The organism is Arthrobacter sp. H5 (genome assembly GCF_000520595.1).
GTDB lineage: Bacteria > Actinomycetota > Actinomycetes > Actinomycetales > Micrococcaceae > Arthrobacter_D.
Genome location: NZ_KI914992.1, coordinates 1 through 16115, shown reverse-complemented (window position 1 = coordinate 16115; position 16115 = coordinate 1). Strand labels below are relative to the sequence as shown.

Here is a 16115-nt window from a genome sequence, read left to right as displayed (position 1 = left end):
TAGGCGCGGGCCCGCCGGTGGGAACTTCCACGCAGCCGGTCAGTACCGGCGCCACAAGGAGAAGGCAACCAACGACGACGGCGCGCAGCCGCCCATGCGTGATCCCGCCTGTCATGTGTCCCCCAGGTTTTCGAACCGTAACAGTGAGAAGGCTAACCCACCTTGGTCAACGGGGCATAGCGCAGCAGAAGCCGCTTCTCACCAACGTCGAATTTGACTTTCGCCACAGTTTTGTCGCCCGCGCCTTCAACGGAAAGAACAGTCCCATTGCCGAAACTGGTGTGGTTCACCTTGTCCCCCACCGACACCGCAACAACTTCCTTTTGCGGCTGCACCCGGCCAACCGATTTTTGCGCAGGCAAGCCCCGCGCGGAATCCGAGCCGGAGGACCCTGCCCCGGCACCCCAGTAGGAGCCGCTGAACCGGGGACCGTTGATGCTCTGCCCACCGGTCCATGCCGGTTTGGACGATCCCTCGCGTTTCCACGCAATGAGCTCCTCGGGAACCTCGCCGATGAACTGGCTCGCCGGGTTGTACTGGCTCTGGCCCCACAGGCTCCGCACCTCCGAGCGGGTGATGTACAGCCGCTTCCGCGCACGGGTGAGGCCTACATACGCCAATCGCCGCTCCTCTGCCAGTTCCTTGGGATCGGTGGCCGAGCGTTGATGCGGGAATATTCCCTGCTCCATCCCCGTCAGGAATACCGCCGGAAACTCGAGCCCCTTGGCGGTGTGCAGCGTCATGAGCGTGACCACGCCCTGCCGCTTGGCTTCAGCGACCGCCTGTTCCACTTCGGCCTCGGAACCCTCCGGCGCATCCGGAATCTGGTCGGCATCCGCAACGAGGGATACCTGCTCGAGGAAATCCCCCAGCGTGCCATCCGGGTTCTCCAGCTCATACTCCCTGACCACGGCGACCAGTTCGGCCAGGTTTTCCACCCGCGATTCATCCTGTGGATCGTTGCTGGTGCGCAGCTGCGCCAGATATCCGGTTTGTTCCAGCATAGCCTCCAGTGCGGCTGACGCGCCGGACCCGGCGGCAACCTCGGACAGATCGTCGATCAGCTTCACGAATCCGGCCACAGCGTTCATGGAACGGGTAGCCATTCCCGGTGCCTCATCGGCGCGCCGCAGCGCCGCCATGAACCCAATCCGGTCACGTTCACCCAGCGAAGCAACGGCGTACTCCGCGCGGTCCCCGATCCCGCGCTTTGGTTCGTTGAGGATTCTCCGGAGGTTGACAACATCCTCCTGGTTGACCAGCACGCGTAGGTAGGCCAGTGCGTCCTTGATTTCCTTGCGCTCATAAAACCGGGTGCCGCCCACCACCTTGTACGGCAGGCCCACCCGCATAAGAATTTCCTCGATGGAGCGCGACTGGGCGTTGGTGCGGTAGAACACGGCAACATCGCCGGGCCGAAGGCCTTCCTCGTCCTGCAGCCGGTCGATCTCCTCGGCGATGAACCGGGCTTCCTCGTGCTCATTCTCACCAACATAGCCAACGATCTTCTCGCCGTTGCCTTCGGCCGTCCACAGGCGTTTGGCCGGCCTGTTGGGGTTGCGCGAGATCACCGCGTTGGCCGCGGTCAGGATGTTCTGCGTGGAGCGGTAGTTTTGTTCCAGCAGGATGGTTCGGGCGTTGGGGTAATCCTTTTCAAACTCCACAATGTTCCGGACGTCCGCCCCGCGGAACGCGTAGATCGACTGGTCGGAGTCGCCCACCACCGTGAGCTCGGCCGGCTCATCCACGGTTTCACCGGCAACGCCCACAATTTCCCGCACCAGCGCGTACTGGGCGTGGTTGGTGTCCTGGTACTCGTCCACCAGCACGTGCCGGAAGCGCCGGCGGTAATAATCCGCGACGCCGGGGAATGCCCTGAACATGAACACCGTCTGGGCAATCAGATCATCGAAGTCCATGGCATTGGCCTGACGGAGCCGCTGCGCATAGCCCTTGTAAACCTCCGCAACAGCGCTCTCAAGCGGGTCCGAAAAGTTTGCCGCGTCGAAGTAGGATTCCTCGTCGATGAGCTCATTCTTGAGCGCGGAAATCTTGTGCTGCATGGCCTTTGGTGCAAACCGTTTGGGGTCGAGGTCAAGCCCCTTGGCCACCAGCGTGATGAGGCGCAGTGTGTCCGCTGAATCGTAAATAGAGAAGTTGGAGTTCATCCCGATCGATGCAGCTTCGCGGCGCAGTATCCGCACGCAGGATGAATGGAACGTGGAGATCCACATGCGCTTGGCAACATCCCCCACCAGCGCCTCGATGCGCTCCCGCATCTCCGCGGCGGCCTTATTGGTGAACGTGATAGCCAGGATCTGGCCCGGGTGAGACCGCCCGGTAGCCATGAGATGGGCGATGCGGTGGCTCAACACCCTGGTTTTTCCGGATCCGGCACCGGCAACAATCAGCAGCGGCGCTCCGCCGTGCTTGACCGCTTCCTCCTGTTGCGGGTTCATCCCGTCGAGGAGTTCGCTGGCCCTCGCGTCATCGATCCGACTGTTCCCAGCGTGGTTTTCAGCGGACGACGACGGCGCCGCGCCCCTCCCTGCGCCGGCGGGAGGTGAGCTGAGGTGCGGGTCAAAAAGCATATCCATGGTGACATCAAGTCTAGGTGCTGGCACGGACAAAGCCTGTTGGCGCCGTCGTTCTCCGCTGCCTCGGCAGGAAAGAGGCCGGGCATGCAAGTGCCCGCCGGCTCACTGAACCGGCGGGCACTATACGGACGGGGTTCTTACTTAGCGCCTGGCGGCTTCTTTTTCCTCAGGCTCAGTGCCGAGTTCCAGCAGTTTGCCGCTCTTACGGTCAGCAAGGTAGGCCTTCATCTCACGCTTGATCACCGGCAGCAGCATGTACACGCCAAGCAGGTTCACAAACGCGCAGACAAACAGCGCCGAGTCGGCGAAGTTGAGGACCTGGCCAAAGGTGAGTACGGAGCCGGTCACGGTGAACGCGAGGAAGATGACCTTGTAGATAATCTCCGAGGTCTTGCCTCGTCCAAAGAGGTACTCCCAGGCTTTCAGCCCGTAGTAGGACCAGGTGATCAGTGTGGAGAACGCGAACAGCGACACGGCGATCGCCAGCACTACAGGGAACCATGAAATCACTGTTGCAAACGCGTCGGAGGTCAGGAGCACTCCGTCGGGAGTGGCTCCGCCGCTCTGCACCTGGTCGATTCCTGCTTGGAGGCTGGGAGCGTTGGCAATGACGATGGTGAGCGCGGTCATGGTGCAGATCACTACGGTGTCAACCAGTGGCTCAAACATTGCCACAAAACCCTCGCTGACCGGACGGCGGGTTTTGACCGCGGAGTGCGCGATCGCCGCCGAGCCGAGGCCGGCCTCATTAGAGAACGCCGCCCGCTGGAAGCCAACGATCATGACGCCGACAATGCCGCCTGCCAGCCCTTCCGGAGCAAAAGCGCCCTGGATGATCGCTCCGAATGCCGCGGGAACCTGATCGATGTTGACAAAAATGACAAAAAGGCAGGCCAGGACGTAAACGATGCCCATGGCCGGCACCAAGCGACTGGTTGTCTTTCCAATGGATTTGATTCCGCCGAGAATGACGGCTGCGACCAATCCCGCGAGGACGAGGCCGAAAATGAGCGCAGCGCCGGCACTTCCCAGGAAACCATCGGCACCGCCAGTGACTTCCTGAACCTGGGCGAAGGTTTGGTTGGCTTGAAACATGTTGCCGCCGGCCACACCGAAGATCAGGATTGCGACAGCGAAGATTCCGGTGAGAATCTTGGCTGGCCATTTGCCGAACTTCTTGAATGCCACCGGCAGGTACTTGAAGGGTCCACCTGAAACCGTCCCGTCCGCGTGAACCTCGCGGTACTTCACGCCAAGCGTGCACTCCGCGAACTTGGTACACATACCGAGCAGTCCGGCCAGGATCATCCAGAAGGTTGCACCGGGGCCGCCGAGCGCCATTGCTGCGCCGACACCGGCAATGTTTCCCAGGCCCACCGTGCCCGAAAGGGCTGAGGTGAGTGCCTGGAAGTGTGGAACTTCTCCGGGGTCGCTCTTCGAGGAGTAGCGGCCGCGAATGACTTCATAAGAAACCTTCAGGCCCCTGAACTGAATGAACCCAAAGTAGAAGGTGAAGATCACTGCTGTCAGGATGAGCAGCGCAACCACCACTGGGAAACTTATGTCTCCAATGGTGATGGGAACAAAGACGATGGCTGCGAAAACTTCCGCGACGGGTTTGAAAACGGCATCTATGGCGTCCTCAAGGCCCGCGAGCCATCCGACTTCGTCCGCAACAGTGGACATGGGTAGTGCTTGGTTAATTGCCATCCATTAAACAAACCCCATACTGCTCTGTGATTGCAATCACAGCACCGGCATGGGCTGTTTTGGTACCAAAACGTTACCATTTTTGGAGCCGATTCCCAGGTTGGCCTGATGGTTTCCCCAAGCATCCATAATGGTGGTATGGCCAAAACACGCGCACAGATTGCCCGGAAGCATGGGCCCCGGGCCGGCGGCGCTGCGGCACCTAACCCGGCCGCCCCCCGAACTCCGGCCAAGGCACAGCAGAACGCCAACATGGTTGTCATCGCTGCCGTTGTGGCATCGCTGTTCCTGTTTTGGTATTTCCACCTGCTGGCCCTCGGCCAAATGGCCCAGCTCGCCGGTGGATTGACCATGCCCGATATGCTGTTCGGAGGCTACGACATTGCCTATATTTCCGGACTGCAGGGCGCCATGGACCCGGACGCACTGGGCCAGCTCAGTTACCTCCACAAGACCGCCGGCACTTTGTTTCCGTTGATCTTCGGAATTGCCTGGCTGCTGCTGGTTCAGGTTAATGTGAGCCGGCGGCCGTTGCGCTGGATGCTGTGGGTACCGGTGCTGCTGTTCGTGGTCGCCGACCTGTGGGAGAACGTTGCCATCGATTCGATGCTGGCGGCGGACCTGCCCGACGGCGGAGCGGTGGCGTTGGCTTCGGGCCTCACCATTGCCCGGTGGGTGCTGTTTGGGCTCAGTTGCATCTCAGGGCTGCTGGCAGCGCTGCTCCCCGCCGGTTTGCGGGGGCGCCCTGCCGAGCAGGTAAGCTAATACCGCCGGTTCAGCGCCGGCCCACGCCTCTGTAGCTCAGTAGGATAGAGCGTCCCTCTCCTAAAGGGAAGGTCGTCGGTTCGATTCCGGCCAGGGGCACCACGCGGCATGCGGATGGGCAGCCCTGCCCATCGCAAGGGTGAGCTGAGCATCACCGGTGATCGCGGCATCTGTGGCAGTTCCTCAGCCTCGATCCAACGCAGGTAGAGTCCTGCGTAATTTCGATCAAAGGAGGCACTGATGGCAATCAGGCGGATGATTCTTGCGCTTCCGCTGTGCGTGGCGGGCGCCTTCCTATCCGCGTGCGGCGGCCAGCCCCTGACAACCAGCGACCTCGGATCCACCATGACGTCGCTGAAGAACATCCGCGAGCATTTTGGTCTCTGATCTTCGCCGGTATCTTGCCGGAACGTGGACGGTGGACCGCACCCTTCGGGACCTCGCGGCGGGTGTTTCCGGCACCTTCACCGGCACCGCAACGTTTACCGAGAACGACGACGCCGGCCTCCTGCACAGCGAACGCGGCACTCTCCTGTGGGCTGGCGGGACTCCGGTCGCCGCCACACGGGAATTGAACTGGCATCCAGGCCCGAATGCCACGTCGATGGAAATCTACTTCAGCGACGGCCGCTTCTTTCACAGCCTCGATCTGACTGCAGGCACCGACAACCCAACACATCCTTGCGCTCCCGATCTCTATCAGGGAACGTTTGTTATCAAAAGGTGTGACAACTGGACGTATAGCTGGCAGATCACCGGGCCGCACAAGAACCTGCTGCTGACAACGCACCTCACCCGACGCTGATCGTCCCCTCTCCGCACGCTCCCGGTGATCTAAGGTCGGGTGTGACCGCATGGAGACCCCCGCACCCGGTCACACCACCTCGGCCAGATACCCCAGCTCCGGGGCGGGCGCCTGCGACAACGCACCCCACGCCCGATGGAGGATCCGGACTGCGCGTTCCGTCTGCTCATCCGCGTAGCTGAATGGCAGCCGAAGGAACCGTTCAAAGGCACCGTCCAGGCCGAACTGCGGCCCGGCTGCCAGCAGCAGCCCCTCACTCCGCGCGGCGAGAGTGAGCTGGGAACTGACCGGCCGCCCAAGTCCCACCCATAAGGCAAGCCCACCCCCGACGCGCGGCACGTCCCAGTCCGGGAAAGTATGGCTCAACAAGCCCTCAAGGTGTTGCCGGCCATGGCTGAGCTGCGCGGACCGTCGGGCAAGTATCGCCGGATATTGGCCCAGGAGGTCCACAGCGATCAGCTGCTCCAGGATCGGGGTGCCCAGGTCGCCCGCGAAACGTGCCCGCACCAGCCGGTGGATCAGGGTGGGCTCAGCCCGGATCCAACCGATCCGCAGCCCTCCCCACACGGTCTTTCCCAGCGAGCCGATCAGAACGGCGTCCCCGTAGGCAGCGAGCGGTAGCGGCTGATCCACCTGGTCGATGGCAAGCTCGGCCATTGTTTCATCGGCCACCACCACCGTTCCGTGCCTGGCCGCGGCAGCGAGCACCCGCCGTCGTTGGTCCGTGGCCATGACCTGCCCGGTGGGGTTCTGGAAGTCCGGCATCACATACGCGAGTGCCGGATTGGTGCGCGCAAACGCCTGCTGGATGGCGTCGTCGTCCCACCCGTCCCCGGTGGTCACGCTTACCGGGACCAGACGCCGTCCGGCGGCACGGATCGCTTCATAGGCGTGTGGGTAGCTTGGGGACTCAACCAGCGCGCTATCGCTGCGATCCATGACCACCCGTGCCACCAGCGCGATCGCGTGCTGTGCACCGACTGTCACCATCACCTCCCCCGGACTGGTTGGCAACCCCCTGGCGTTGTACCGCTCGGCTATCGCTTGCCGAAGCTGGGGCAACCCCACTGGGTCATAGCCCGGCCCACCCAGATACGCCGGCAGATCCTGCGCTGCGCGAAGCGCCGCATCGGCAAGCTCCGGTGCAGCGGGCATCGCGGCTTTGCCGAAATCCAGCAGATCCGCCGACATTGAGTCGGACGCTTCTGCGTCACGGGAGGGAAGCTGCGCCACGCTACCCGATCCCCGCACACTGCTGAGGTAACCCGAGTCCCGCAACCGGGCGAAAGTCGCTGAAACGGTTGTCCGGCTGACTCCCAACTGGTGAGCGAGTTCCCGCTCGGCGGGCAACCGGGTGCCGATGGGAACCCGTCCGTCCAGAATCAGAAGGCGGATGCGGTCAGCCAGAGCGCTGTACGCGGGCGCTGCGGTGCGCCAGTCGCGTAGTAAGGATTCCAATTTTCGAGAATTCAGGACCTGCATCAGACCAGTTTATAGCAATTGGCATCTTGCGGGAAGACCAATTTAGCGATTGACTTTCTACTATGTACTTCCTCCTGCTTCGACGGATTCTTCAACTCCTCACCGGGCTCTTCCTCTACGGCTTCTCCATCGGGATGATGATCCGTGCCGGCATTGGCGTCTCCCCATGGGATGTTTTGGGCCAGGGCGTCTCCCTGCAGACCGGCATTCCCTTTGGTTGGGTGACCAACCTTATTGGGCTGGCCGTGCTTCTACTGTGGATTCCGATCCGTCAGAAGCCCGGGATCGGCACAGTCCTGAACGTTCTACTCATCGGGCCCAGTGCCGAAATTGGACTTGCCATCATTCCCCAGCAGACCGACCTGTGGCTGCAGATCATCCTGTTTACCGGGGGCCTCGTGCTGCTGGCTGTCGCCACCGGGCTCTACATCGGCGCACGCATGGGACCCGGCCCACGCGATGGCCTGATGACAGGCATCCACCAGAAGTGGGGCTGGCGGATCTGGAAGGTCCGTACCTGCATCGAGGTGACGGTTCTTGCTATTGGCTGGGTGCTCGGCGGAAATGTGGGCCTTGGCACTGTTGCCTTCGCGCTCCTCATCGGACCCATGGTCAACGCGGCCCTCCCCCGCCTCAGGGTGCCGGAGGCAAAAGGCGAACCTCGACTCGGCGGCGACCTGCAGAAATCAACGCCCTGACCCGAGGCCGCCTGAACGCACGCGGAGAATAGACAACCCCGCGAACTAGCTCCCCGGCCCCGAACCGGTGAGGGCTTCGGCAGCTTCATCCGGCGCCACCGACTTCTGCACCGCGAACTGCGTGCGGTGCAGTTCGGCGTACCTGCCGCTGCGTTCGATCAGCTCATCATGCGTTCCGCGCTCTGCAATGTGTCCGTCCTCGATCACCAGAATGAGATCAGCGGTGCGGATGGTGGACAACCGGTGTGCAATAACGACTGCGGTCCGGCCCTCAAGGGCTTCGGTCAGTGCAGCCTGCACAGCGGCTTCCGAAGTTGAATCCAGTGCTGCTGTGGCCTCATCGAGAATGACCACGCGTGGCTGTGCCAGCAGGAGCCTCGCGATCGTCATGCGCTGGCGTTCTCCGCCAGAGAGCCGGTAACCGCGCTCACCCACCATGGTGTCAAGCTGATCCGGCAGGGATGAAATGAGCGCCTCCAGCCGCGCCCGGCGGACGGCATCCCAGAGTTCAGTGTCCGTCGCTCCAGGACGGGCCAGCAGCAGGTTGGACTTGATGGTCTCGTGAAACAGGTGGCCGTCCTGGGTGACCATCCCCATGGTGTGGCGCAGGGACTCGAAGGTGACGTCCCGGACATCGGCGCCGCCGAGGCGGACCGAGCCGCTGTCGACGTCGTACAGCCGCGCCAGAAGTTGGGCAATCGTCGATTTGCCGGCGCCGGAGGTGCCCACGAGTGCCACGGTCTGACCAGGTTCCACGCGGAAGCTGATGCCGTGCAGCACTTCCTCACCGCCGCGGGTATCCAGCGTGGACACCTCCTCCAGTGAGGCAAGTGACACTTTGTCCGCTGACGGATAGGCGAACCGCACGTCGTCGAACTCGATGGTGACCGGCCCGGCCGGGACGGAGCCGGCGTCGGGCTTTTCCTTAATCAGAGGGTCCAGGTCCAGCACTTCGAAGACACGCTCGAAACTCACGACGGCGCTCATAATCTCCACCCGGGCGTTGGCAAGGTTGGTCAACGGCGCGTAGAGGCGCGTGAGCAGTAGTGCAAGGGTCACAACGTCGCCTGCATTGAGCTGCCCGCCCAAAGCAAGTGCACCACCCAGCCCGTAGACCAAAGCCAGGGCGAGCGCCGAAACCAGCATGAGGGCGGTCATGAACACCCACTGGAGCATGGACGCTTTGATGCCGATATCCCGCACCCGGGATGCCCTCAGCTCAAACTCGTTCGATTCCTCAACCGGCCGGCCAAACAACTTGACCAGAGTGGCGCCCGGTGCTGAAAAACGCTCCGTCATCTGCGTGCTCATGGAGGAATTCAGGTCTGCCGCCTCACGGCGCAGGGCTGCAAGCCTTCCACCCATCCTGCGGGCAGGCAGGAGGAATATGGGCAGCATGAGCATGGCCAGGACGGTCACCAGGACGGACGTATTCAGCATGACAATCATGGTCAGGACCAAGGCAACAACGTTACTTACCACCCCGGAAAGGGTTCCGCTGAATGCCTGCTGCGCACCGATGACATCGTTGTTGAGCCGGCTGACCAAGGCTCCGGTCCGGGTCCGCGTGAAGAAGGCGATGGGCATTTTCTGCACATGATCAAACACCGCGGTGCGAAGATCCAGGATGACGCCCTCGCCGATGCTCGAGGAGTACCACCGGGTGGCCATGCCCACGGCAGCATCCGCAACCGCAATCAGCGCGATCACCACTGCAAGCCACAGGATGGTCTGCAGCCCGGTCCCCGAGACGATCGCATCAACCACCTGCCCGGCCAGCACCGGCGTGGATACAGCCAGCACCGCAGACACCACCGACAGCAGGATGAACAGCGTCAGCTTGACGCGGTACGGCACCGCAAATGAGAAGATCCGTTTTACGGTCTCCTTGGATATTTTCTTATTGCTGTCTTTGGCGGAGGAAATCCGGTAAAGGGAGTTCCAGGCCGCACCTTCCATGCTCATGTAGTGCCTCCACGGGGTTGTACTTCCAGCGTACGGTCCTCCGCTGACACTTTGTGACCGAGCGCCTCATTCACCAGTGGAAGCACCTCTGTGCCCAGCAGTTCAATCGATTCCAGCACCTGCGCCTGGGGCACAGAAGACCAGTCCAGTTGGAGGATGTGCCGATCGTGGCGCATGTGTGAGTGGGTGAGGATAATCTTTTCCGCTACCTGCTCCGGATTGCCCACGTAAAGCGCACCGGACCGTGCCGCCTGCATGTTGTATGTGACCTCGCTGGGTTTGGGAAATCCGCGCTCCGCTGAAATTCGGGTCATGGAATCCAGCCAGTACGGACGGTAGACATCGTGCGCGTTCTCCTTCAGCACCAAACCAACCCCGCTCACCCCCACGCGGAGGGAACCGGCGTCGTGCCCTGATTCCGACGCGGTGGCCCGATATAGCTCCGCATGCGGCGCAAAATTGCCCACCGTCCCGCCGAGGAGCGCAAAGATCACCGGCTTCCCCAACCGTGCGGCCCGGACGGACGACGACGGCGTCCCCCCGGTGGCAATCCAGATGTCCAGGTGATCTGTGGTTGGGCGGGGCAGGATGAGGGCGTCCTCCAGCGGCGCACGGAACCTGCCGTTCCAGGTCACCCGTTCCTGTTTGTCGAGGTCCAGCAGTAATCCGACCTTCTCTTCATAGAGGGCCTCGTAGTCGTCCAGCGAAGCCCCGAACAATGGATAGGACTCAATGAAGGATCCACGTCCTGCGGTCAGCTCCGCCCGCCCATTGGACAGCAGGTCGAGGGTAGCGAACTGCTGGTACACCCGCACAGGATCCTCGGTGCTCAGCACGGTGACCGCTGATCCCACATGAATGCTCCGGGTCTGCGCGGCGGCCGCCGCCAGGACCGGAACCACCGAGGACACCGCATAGTCGGGCCGGTGATGCTCACCGATGCCAAAGTAATGCAGTCCAACCTCGTCGGCCAGCCTGGCGCGTTCCAGCAGGTGGGCCATCCGCTGCTGCGGCGAGGTGCGTTCCCCGGTGACGGGGTTTTTGTGAATGTCACCGAAGCTGTAGATGCCGAGTTCCATACTCACGGTCAACCCCGTGGGTGAGGCTGCTATTCCGGTGTGCTGATCCGATGGGGATGCGCATAGCAGTTGAGGGAGGAGCCGCGGCTGAATCCCACGAGCGTCACACCGGTATCCTCAGCGAGGTCAACAGCCAACGACGACGGCGCACTCACCGCCGCGAGCATCGGAATTCCAGCCAGCTGGGCCTTCTGGACGAGTTCGAAAGATGCCCTCCCGGAGACCTGGAGGATGGCCCCACTCAGGGGCAGCAGATTCTTGCGCAGCGCCCAGCCCACCACTTTGTCCACTGCGTTATGGCGGCCCACGTCCTCCCGAAGGCACAGTAATTCGCCGTCTCGGCTGAACAGCCCCGCCGCATGTGCGCCGCCAGTGCGGTCGAAAACCTTCTGGCTTTCCCTCAGCCTGTCGGGCAGGGCGGCCAGCATGGCGAGCGCTACCGTGGCGCCGTCGTCGTGCACGTCGAAGTGAGAGGATTTCCGCACCGCTTCGATCGATGCGGTGCCGCAGATCCCGCAGGAGCTGGACGTGTAGACGTGACGCTCCATGGTGGTATCCGGCAGGGGGACGTCTGGCCGAAGCTGGGCCTCCACCACATTGAAAGTCTGGCGGCCGCTCTCATCCACGCCGGCACAGTACCGGAGGCTGACCAGTTGGCCGGCATCCCACACAATGCCCTCGGACACTAGGAAACCGGAAACCAGGTCAAAGTCTTCGCCGGGCGTCCGCATGGTGACACTGAAGGATTTGCCGCCGAGACGGATCTCCAGGGGTTCCTCGCCGGCCACCACGTCTTCACGTGTTCGGGGCAGGGCATCCAGTTGAAACCTGGTGATATTGCGGCGGTGCGTAACGCGGCTCAATTGGGCTCCTGTCGAGGAATCATCGGTGCCACGGAAGCGTGAGCGAAGGCACCGTTTCGTCCTGTTGGCAACCGTTCTGGGGCACAATCATGACGCCGTCCGCCTCGGCCAACCCGCGCAGCATGCCCGAGCGGTGGTGGGTACGCGGCACAGCACGCCCCGACTCCAGCCGGTAGGGTACCAACCTGCTGCGACCCGGCAGTTCATCGAAGTCCTCTCCCGCCAGAACGTGTCCAGGCTCCGGGAAAGGCGCGCCGCGCAAACCGGCGATCAGCGGACCGGCAACTGTGAACATGGCCATCATTGCCGCCAGCGGGTTTCCTGGCAGACCAACGAAAAATCGGCCATCCTTGAGCCGGGCAAGGAGCGTTGGATGCCCCGGTCTCATGGCAATACCATCGATAATGAACTCAGCCTCGAGCAGTGTCAGCGCCCGCCGGATGTGGTCCGCAGACGAGGCGCCGGTGCCGCCGGTGCTGATCAGTACGTCCCCGGATGCCCTCGCGAGAGACAGCTCGTCCAGTGCCTCGCCGCTGATGGCGGCCACGACGTCGTCCAAGTCATCCCGCGCCCTGCTCCAGGTATCCACGTGGCCACCCATCATGGTCACCAGGCCGGGCAGCTGCGGGCCAAAAGTGTCCCGCACCTGGCCGGGTTCCGGCAGGCCGGCCTCAATGACCTCATCCCCGGTCAGCAGCAGCGAAACCCTTGGAGGCCGCAGCACAGGAAGCGTGTCGTAACCGCACACCGCGGCCAAAGCGATCTGTGCGGGATTCAAGGTCACATTGGCCGGGATGGCTTCCGTGCCTTCCTCGGCCTCCTCTCCCGCAGGACGGATATGCTCGGCGTCGCGCGGTTCGTCCGCTCTGGAACACTCGTTCCGGTTGAGGACACCATCGCGGATTGCCCCGTGCTCAGTGCGCAGGATGCCTGTGGCGCCGTCGGGCACCACACCACCGGTCAGGATGAACGTTGCCTCCCCAGAGGTCAGCGCCGTGAAGCCGGATGATTTATGCGCCGAACGGTGCCAAGAGTGATCGTCCAGGATCTGCGGCGTGACGAGGGTCCAGGGCGGCGCGCCGCTGACGGCCCAGCCGTCCATCGCCGAGGAAGCATAGTGCGGAATGCCCTGCAGTGCCACCACTGGTTCTGCCAGGGTCTGCCCCAGCGCGTCGGCCAACGTGACGGTCTGGGGCGGGAGTGCGGTGCCCGCAGCGTAGGCGATACGGAGGGCCTCCTGCCAACCGGCACCGTGCACTGTCTCCACTGTTTTGCTCATGCCTTCTCAGATCCGGGTTCGGTTCTGGTTTCGGTTGTGGTGCTTTCGTCGGAAGGACACTGTGCGCCCGCCGCCTCGATCGCTGACGCCATTGCCAGGCCGCTTCCCGCCTGTCCCATACCAACTGCCACACCGGCCGCATAGCCGGCAATGAAAGTGGTCAGCGGCGCTGCGGGCCGGACCACCGAGTGCGCCGCCCGGCCTGCCAGCGCCAGAACGGCATCCACGTCAACCTCCGTGCCCTCCAGTTCAAACGCCTGAATGAGCCGGGCACACCATTCCTGAAGAACCTGATCCTGCTGTGGCACTGTTCAATCCTTCGCTTGCGGTTGATCTGTTGCGGCCAGAACACCCAATGCCCGTGCATCCGCCCAGGTGTCAACATCCATGGTTGTACCGTGCGGAACGTCAACCGCACTCCATTGCACAGTAGCAAGGAGGGCCCGCATAGACAGATTTCTTACGCTGCCGCCAATCTGTCTGACCGCCGCATCCAGATCCGCTGTGCGATACAGCGCGGCGAGCGGCTGCTCCCGGCTGTCATCCCGGGCAAGCACGGACCGGTCCGAGCGTGCTGCAGCATCCAGCAAGACCGGCACCGCACGCGCAATGCGGGGCATGTCGCAGGCCAGCACCAACAGCCAGGCGGCGGGTTGCGGACGAAGATGTACGACGGCGGCCGCCACCGCCGCCGCGGGTCCACCAAACGGTGGGTCCTCACGGATAACTTCGGCGTTGTGGATGCAGTGCCGGCCCTGCGGCGCACCCGTTCCCACCACGACGAGTCGGCGCGCGCCAACTGCCGCTGCGCAGGCGATACGAAGCAGTGTCTGCCCATCCAGTTGCAGCGAGGACTTCGCGGTACCTCCCAGCCGGGAGGAACGTCCCCCGCCCAGCACTGCCGCATCAAAAATGATGTGATCGGGTGAGGTTTGGCTCAAGCGGCAGTATCCGCCCGGAGGAACTCACTCCATTGGGGGGAAGGCTTTTCCAGCTCCCGGATCTGCCAGTGCGTACCGCGCGGCGGCTTAGGCACAACCCTGAGCGACCAGCCGAGCGATACCAGCGTCTTATCACCCTTTGCGTTGTTGCAGCGCAGGCAGCATGCAACCAGGTTTTCCCAGCTGTCGGCTCCTCCCCTGGAGCGGGGCATGACGTGATCGATGGTTGATGCACTCTTTCCGCAGTAGGCACAGAGGTGGTTGTCACGCCGCAACACTCCGCGTCGGGTAGCGACGGAGTCATGTCGGTAGGGAATCTTGACGTACCGGTTCAGCAGGATTACAGAAGGACGCCCCAGAACTTCGTTGGGACCGATCACTGGATCGTCCCCTTCAGCGACCACACTTGCCTTACCTGTCAGAACAAGCACCAGCGCCCGGCGGAAGGTGACCACCGCCAGCGGTTCGTATCCAGCATTCAGAACGAGAGTGCGCATGCACATTCCTCTTTGCCGTCCATACCCCTGCGACACCCGGGCTGTCCCCGGTAGAGCGAAGGTACAACGAATTAGACACTGCTAAGGGTATGTCGACCGGGCACCGGTAGGCGAATCTGTGGCCTAAACGTTGTCCGTGTCCCACGGCTTAACTTCAAAAGAACCCCTCCTACCGCTGGCGGGGTTCTTTTGACCGTGCTGGGTGCGGGTGCTTAGCCGCCTACACGAATAAAGACTGGTCCGGAGCCAAGGTTGGCCGGAGCAACAACTGTCTGATTTCCGTTGAATCCGCCGTGCACCGCTTGACCGCTACCAATGTAAACAGCGATGTGGGCTGCGCCCATGCCACCATCTGCGTAGTAGATCAGGTCGCCGGGGATGGCTTCGCCTGCACCGACGGTTGGCCCGAGGGAGAGGTAGCCGGCGGGCCATCCGTGGAAGTTGATGCCTGCCGCGGCAAGAGCATTACTGACAAGCCGAGTACAGTCCTGAATTACCCCAAGCTGACCCTGTGCGGCTGCGGCGATGGTTGCAGCAACCCCTGAAGATGCCTCGGGTGCCGGCTTTGAATCCGAAGCCGGTGCCACCGATGCGGCGACAACTGCGTCCACTGCAACCGCTGGCTCGCTATCCGCTGCCTCGATAATCGCGGGGCTTTCCTCCTCAGAGACCGCGGGGGTTTCCGCCTCAGCGACCGCGGGGCTTTCCGCCTCAGCGACCGCGGGGGTTTCAAGCGGAGCGGGCTCAACGGTCTCTGCCGCCAGTTCAACTACCGGCGCTTCGACAACCGCAGGGGCGGCAATGGCCGTCACCGCGGTTTTATTGAAGGAGACAGTGGCTTCCGCGGGAGCCTGAACCGGTGCGGGCGCTGCCTGTACCTCAAGTGCGGAGGTTACCGATTCACGATCAACGGATAGCTCCGCGGCGTTGGCGGAAACTCCGCTCGTGAGCACCAGGCCGGAGGCTGCGGCGATGACTGCGGCCTGACGGCCCATGCCACCCGCGTTCTCCGTGACGGCATGGGCCAGAGCGGTGAAGTTCGCTGTCCGGCGGACTTCAGCCCGGTGGCGCGCAATGGTTGTGCTAGAAGACATGGGGGATTCTCCAGGTAGTGGGTGAACGGTTAGCTCAGGTCATGTCTTGCGTTTCGGCCATTTTCTGTGATTTGGCGGTAGGTAGTCGGCGGCTGCCGACTGCCAAGACCGAGGAGAGTCTGGAACGCAGCCATGGGCGTGCTGCGTCTGTTGTAGCGGAACGTGAATTCGTCGAGGTAAACCTGTAGTTGTTCATTGCTGACAGATCGGTGTGTCCCTCGCAGCCACGTCTTGAAATTGCTGATCGCACGATGCACTCGAGGCATGACCGGGTCTGCGTCGCCGGCTCTCTTGGCGGCCCTTTGTGACCGTGGCCGGTAGTCGTAATCTTTCTTGGCCA

Annotated in this window: 16 protein-coding genes and 1 tRNA gene; 5 read left to right on the top strand and 12 right to left on the bottom strand. The window is 62.6% G+C overall.

Annotation, left to right across the window (positions count from 1 at the left end; translation table 11 throughout):
- Window positions 1-152: 152 nt before the first annotated feature.
- Both pcrA and Y708_RS0109905 read right to left on the bottom strand, forming a co-directional pair.
- Window positions 153-2597: a DNA helicase PcrA gene (gene pcrA, locus Y708_RS0109910; RefSeq protein ID WP_028279817.1), complete on the bottom strand. Its 2445-nt coding sequence runs from the start codon at window positions 2595-2597 to the stop codon at window positions 153-155.
- Window positions 2598-2738: 141 nt separating this feature from the next.
- Window positions 2739-4307, bottom strand: coding sequence for an alanine/glycine:cation symporter family protein (locus tag Y708_RS0109905; protein ID WP_028279816.1), 1569 nt, complete (start codon window positions 4305-4307; stop codon window positions 2739-2741).
- Window positions 4308-4445: 138 nt separating this feature from the next.
- Here Y708_RS0109905 and Y708_RS0109900 point away from each other — a divergent pair, with 138 nt between their 5' ends.
- The 4 genes from Y708_RS0109900 to Y708_RS0109885 all read left to right on the top strand — a co-directional run bounded on the left by Y708_RS0109900 (window position 4446) and on the right by Y708_RS0109885 (window position 5877).
- The gene (locus tag Y708_RS0109900) at window positions 4446-5072 is read left to right on the top strand and encodes a hypothetical protein (protein ID WP_028279815.1); all 627 of its coding nucleotides are present in this window, start codon (window positions 4446-4448) and stop codon (window positions 5070-5072) included.
- 25 nt (window positions 5073-5097) lie between these two features.
- Window positions 5098-5174, top strand: a tRNA-Arg gene (locus Y708_RS0109895).
- 138 nt (window positions 5175-5312) lie between these two features.
- Window positions 5313-5459, top strand: a complete 147-nt coding sequence (locus Y708_RS29105) for a hypothetical protein (protein ID WP_155853803.1) — start codon at window positions 5313-5315, stop codon at window positions 5457-5459.
- Window positions 5449-5877 carry a DUF6314 family protein gene (locus Y708_RS0109885; RefSeq protein ID WP_275451105.1) on the top strand — a complete coding sequence of 143 codons (429 nt, stop codon included), beginning with the start codon at window positions 5449-5451 and terminating at the stop codon, window positions 5875-5877. Before Y708_RS29105 ends, Y708_RS0109885 begins: the two co-directional genes overlap by 11 nt.
- Window positions 5878-5946: 69 nt before the next feature.
- On the opposite strand, the gene Y708_RS0109880 is transcribed toward Y708_RS0109885, so the two are convergent.
- Entirely contained in the window at window positions 5947-7359 is a 1413-nt protein-coding gene (locus Y708_RS0109880) for a MocR-like transcription factor YczR (protein WP_028279813.1), read from the bottom strand.
- 62 nt (window positions 7360-7421) lie between these two features.
- Between Y708_RS0109880 and Y708_RS24140 the strand changes: the two genes are divergently transcribed.
- Window positions 7422-8057: a membrane protein YczE gene (locus Y708_RS24140; RefSeq protein ID WP_051478875.1), complete on the top strand. Its 636-nt coding sequence runs from the start codon at window positions 7422-7424 to the stop codon at window positions 8055-8057.
- Between the two features lie 45 nt (window positions 8058-8102).
- On the opposite strand, the gene Y708_RS0109870 is transcribed toward Y708_RS24140, so the two are convergent.
- The 9 genes from Y708_RS0109870 to Y708_RS24115 all read right to left on the bottom strand — a co-directional run.
- Entirely contained in the window at window positions 8103-10022 is a 1920-nt protein-coding gene (locus Y708_RS0109870) for an ABC transporter ATP-binding protein (protein ID WP_028279812.1), read from the bottom strand.
- The gene (locus Y708_RS24135) at window positions 10019-11101 is read right to left on the bottom strand and encodes an LLM class flavin-dependent oxidoreductase (protein ID WP_051478874.1); all 1083 of its coding nucleotides are present in this window, start codon (window positions 11099-11101) and stop codon (window positions 10019-10021) included. The genes Y708_RS0109870 and Y708_RS24135 overlap by 4 nt, the downstream gene beginning before the upstream one ends.
- A 29-nt stretch (window positions 11102-11130) precedes the next feature.
- Complete coding sequence (fdhD, locus tag Y708_RS0109860; RefSeq protein WP_028279811.1) at window positions 11131-11964, bottom strand: formate dehydrogenase accessory sulfurtransferase FdhD; 834 nt, start codon at window positions 11962-11964, stop codon at window positions 11131-11133.
- Between the two features lie 19 nt (window positions 11965-11983).
- Window positions 11984-13243: a molybdopterin molybdotransferase MoeA gene (locus tag Y708_RS24130; RefSeq protein WP_051478873.1), complete on the bottom strand. Its 1260-nt coding sequence runs from the start codon at window positions 13241-13243 to the stop codon at window positions 11984-11986.
- Entirely contained in the window at window positions 13240-13551 is a 312-nt protein-coding gene (locus tag Y708_RS30995) for a DUF6457 domain-containing protein (RefSeq protein ID WP_051478872.1), read from the bottom strand. Before Y708_RS30995 ends, Y708_RS24130 begins: the two co-directional genes overlap by 4 nt.
- Before the next feature lie 3 nt (window positions 13552-13554).
- Window positions 13555-14184, bottom strand: a complete 630-nt coding sequence (locus Y708_RS30990; RefSeq protein WP_253905763.1) for a molybdenum cofactor guanylyltransferase — start codon at window positions 14182-14184, stop codon at window positions 13555-13557.
- Window positions 14181-14681 carry an HNH endonuclease gene (locus Y708_RS0109840; protein ID WP_028279810.1) on the bottom strand — a complete coding sequence of 167 codons (501 nt, stop codon included), beginning with the start codon at window positions 14679-14681 and terminating at the stop codon, window positions 14181-14183. Before Y708_RS0109840 ends, Y708_RS30990 begins: the two co-directional genes overlap by 4 nt.
- 212 nt (window positions 14682-14893) lie before the next feature.
- Entirely contained in the window at window positions 14894-15775 is an 882-nt protein-coding gene (locus Y708_RS0109835; RefSeq protein WP_028279809.1) for an NlpC/P60 family protein, read from the bottom strand.
- 29 nt (window positions 15776-15804) lie between these two features.
- A partial coding sequence (locus Y708_RS24115; RefSeq protein WP_162150463.1) for a transposase occupies window positions 15805-16115 on the bottom strand: 311 nt, incomplete at its 5' end.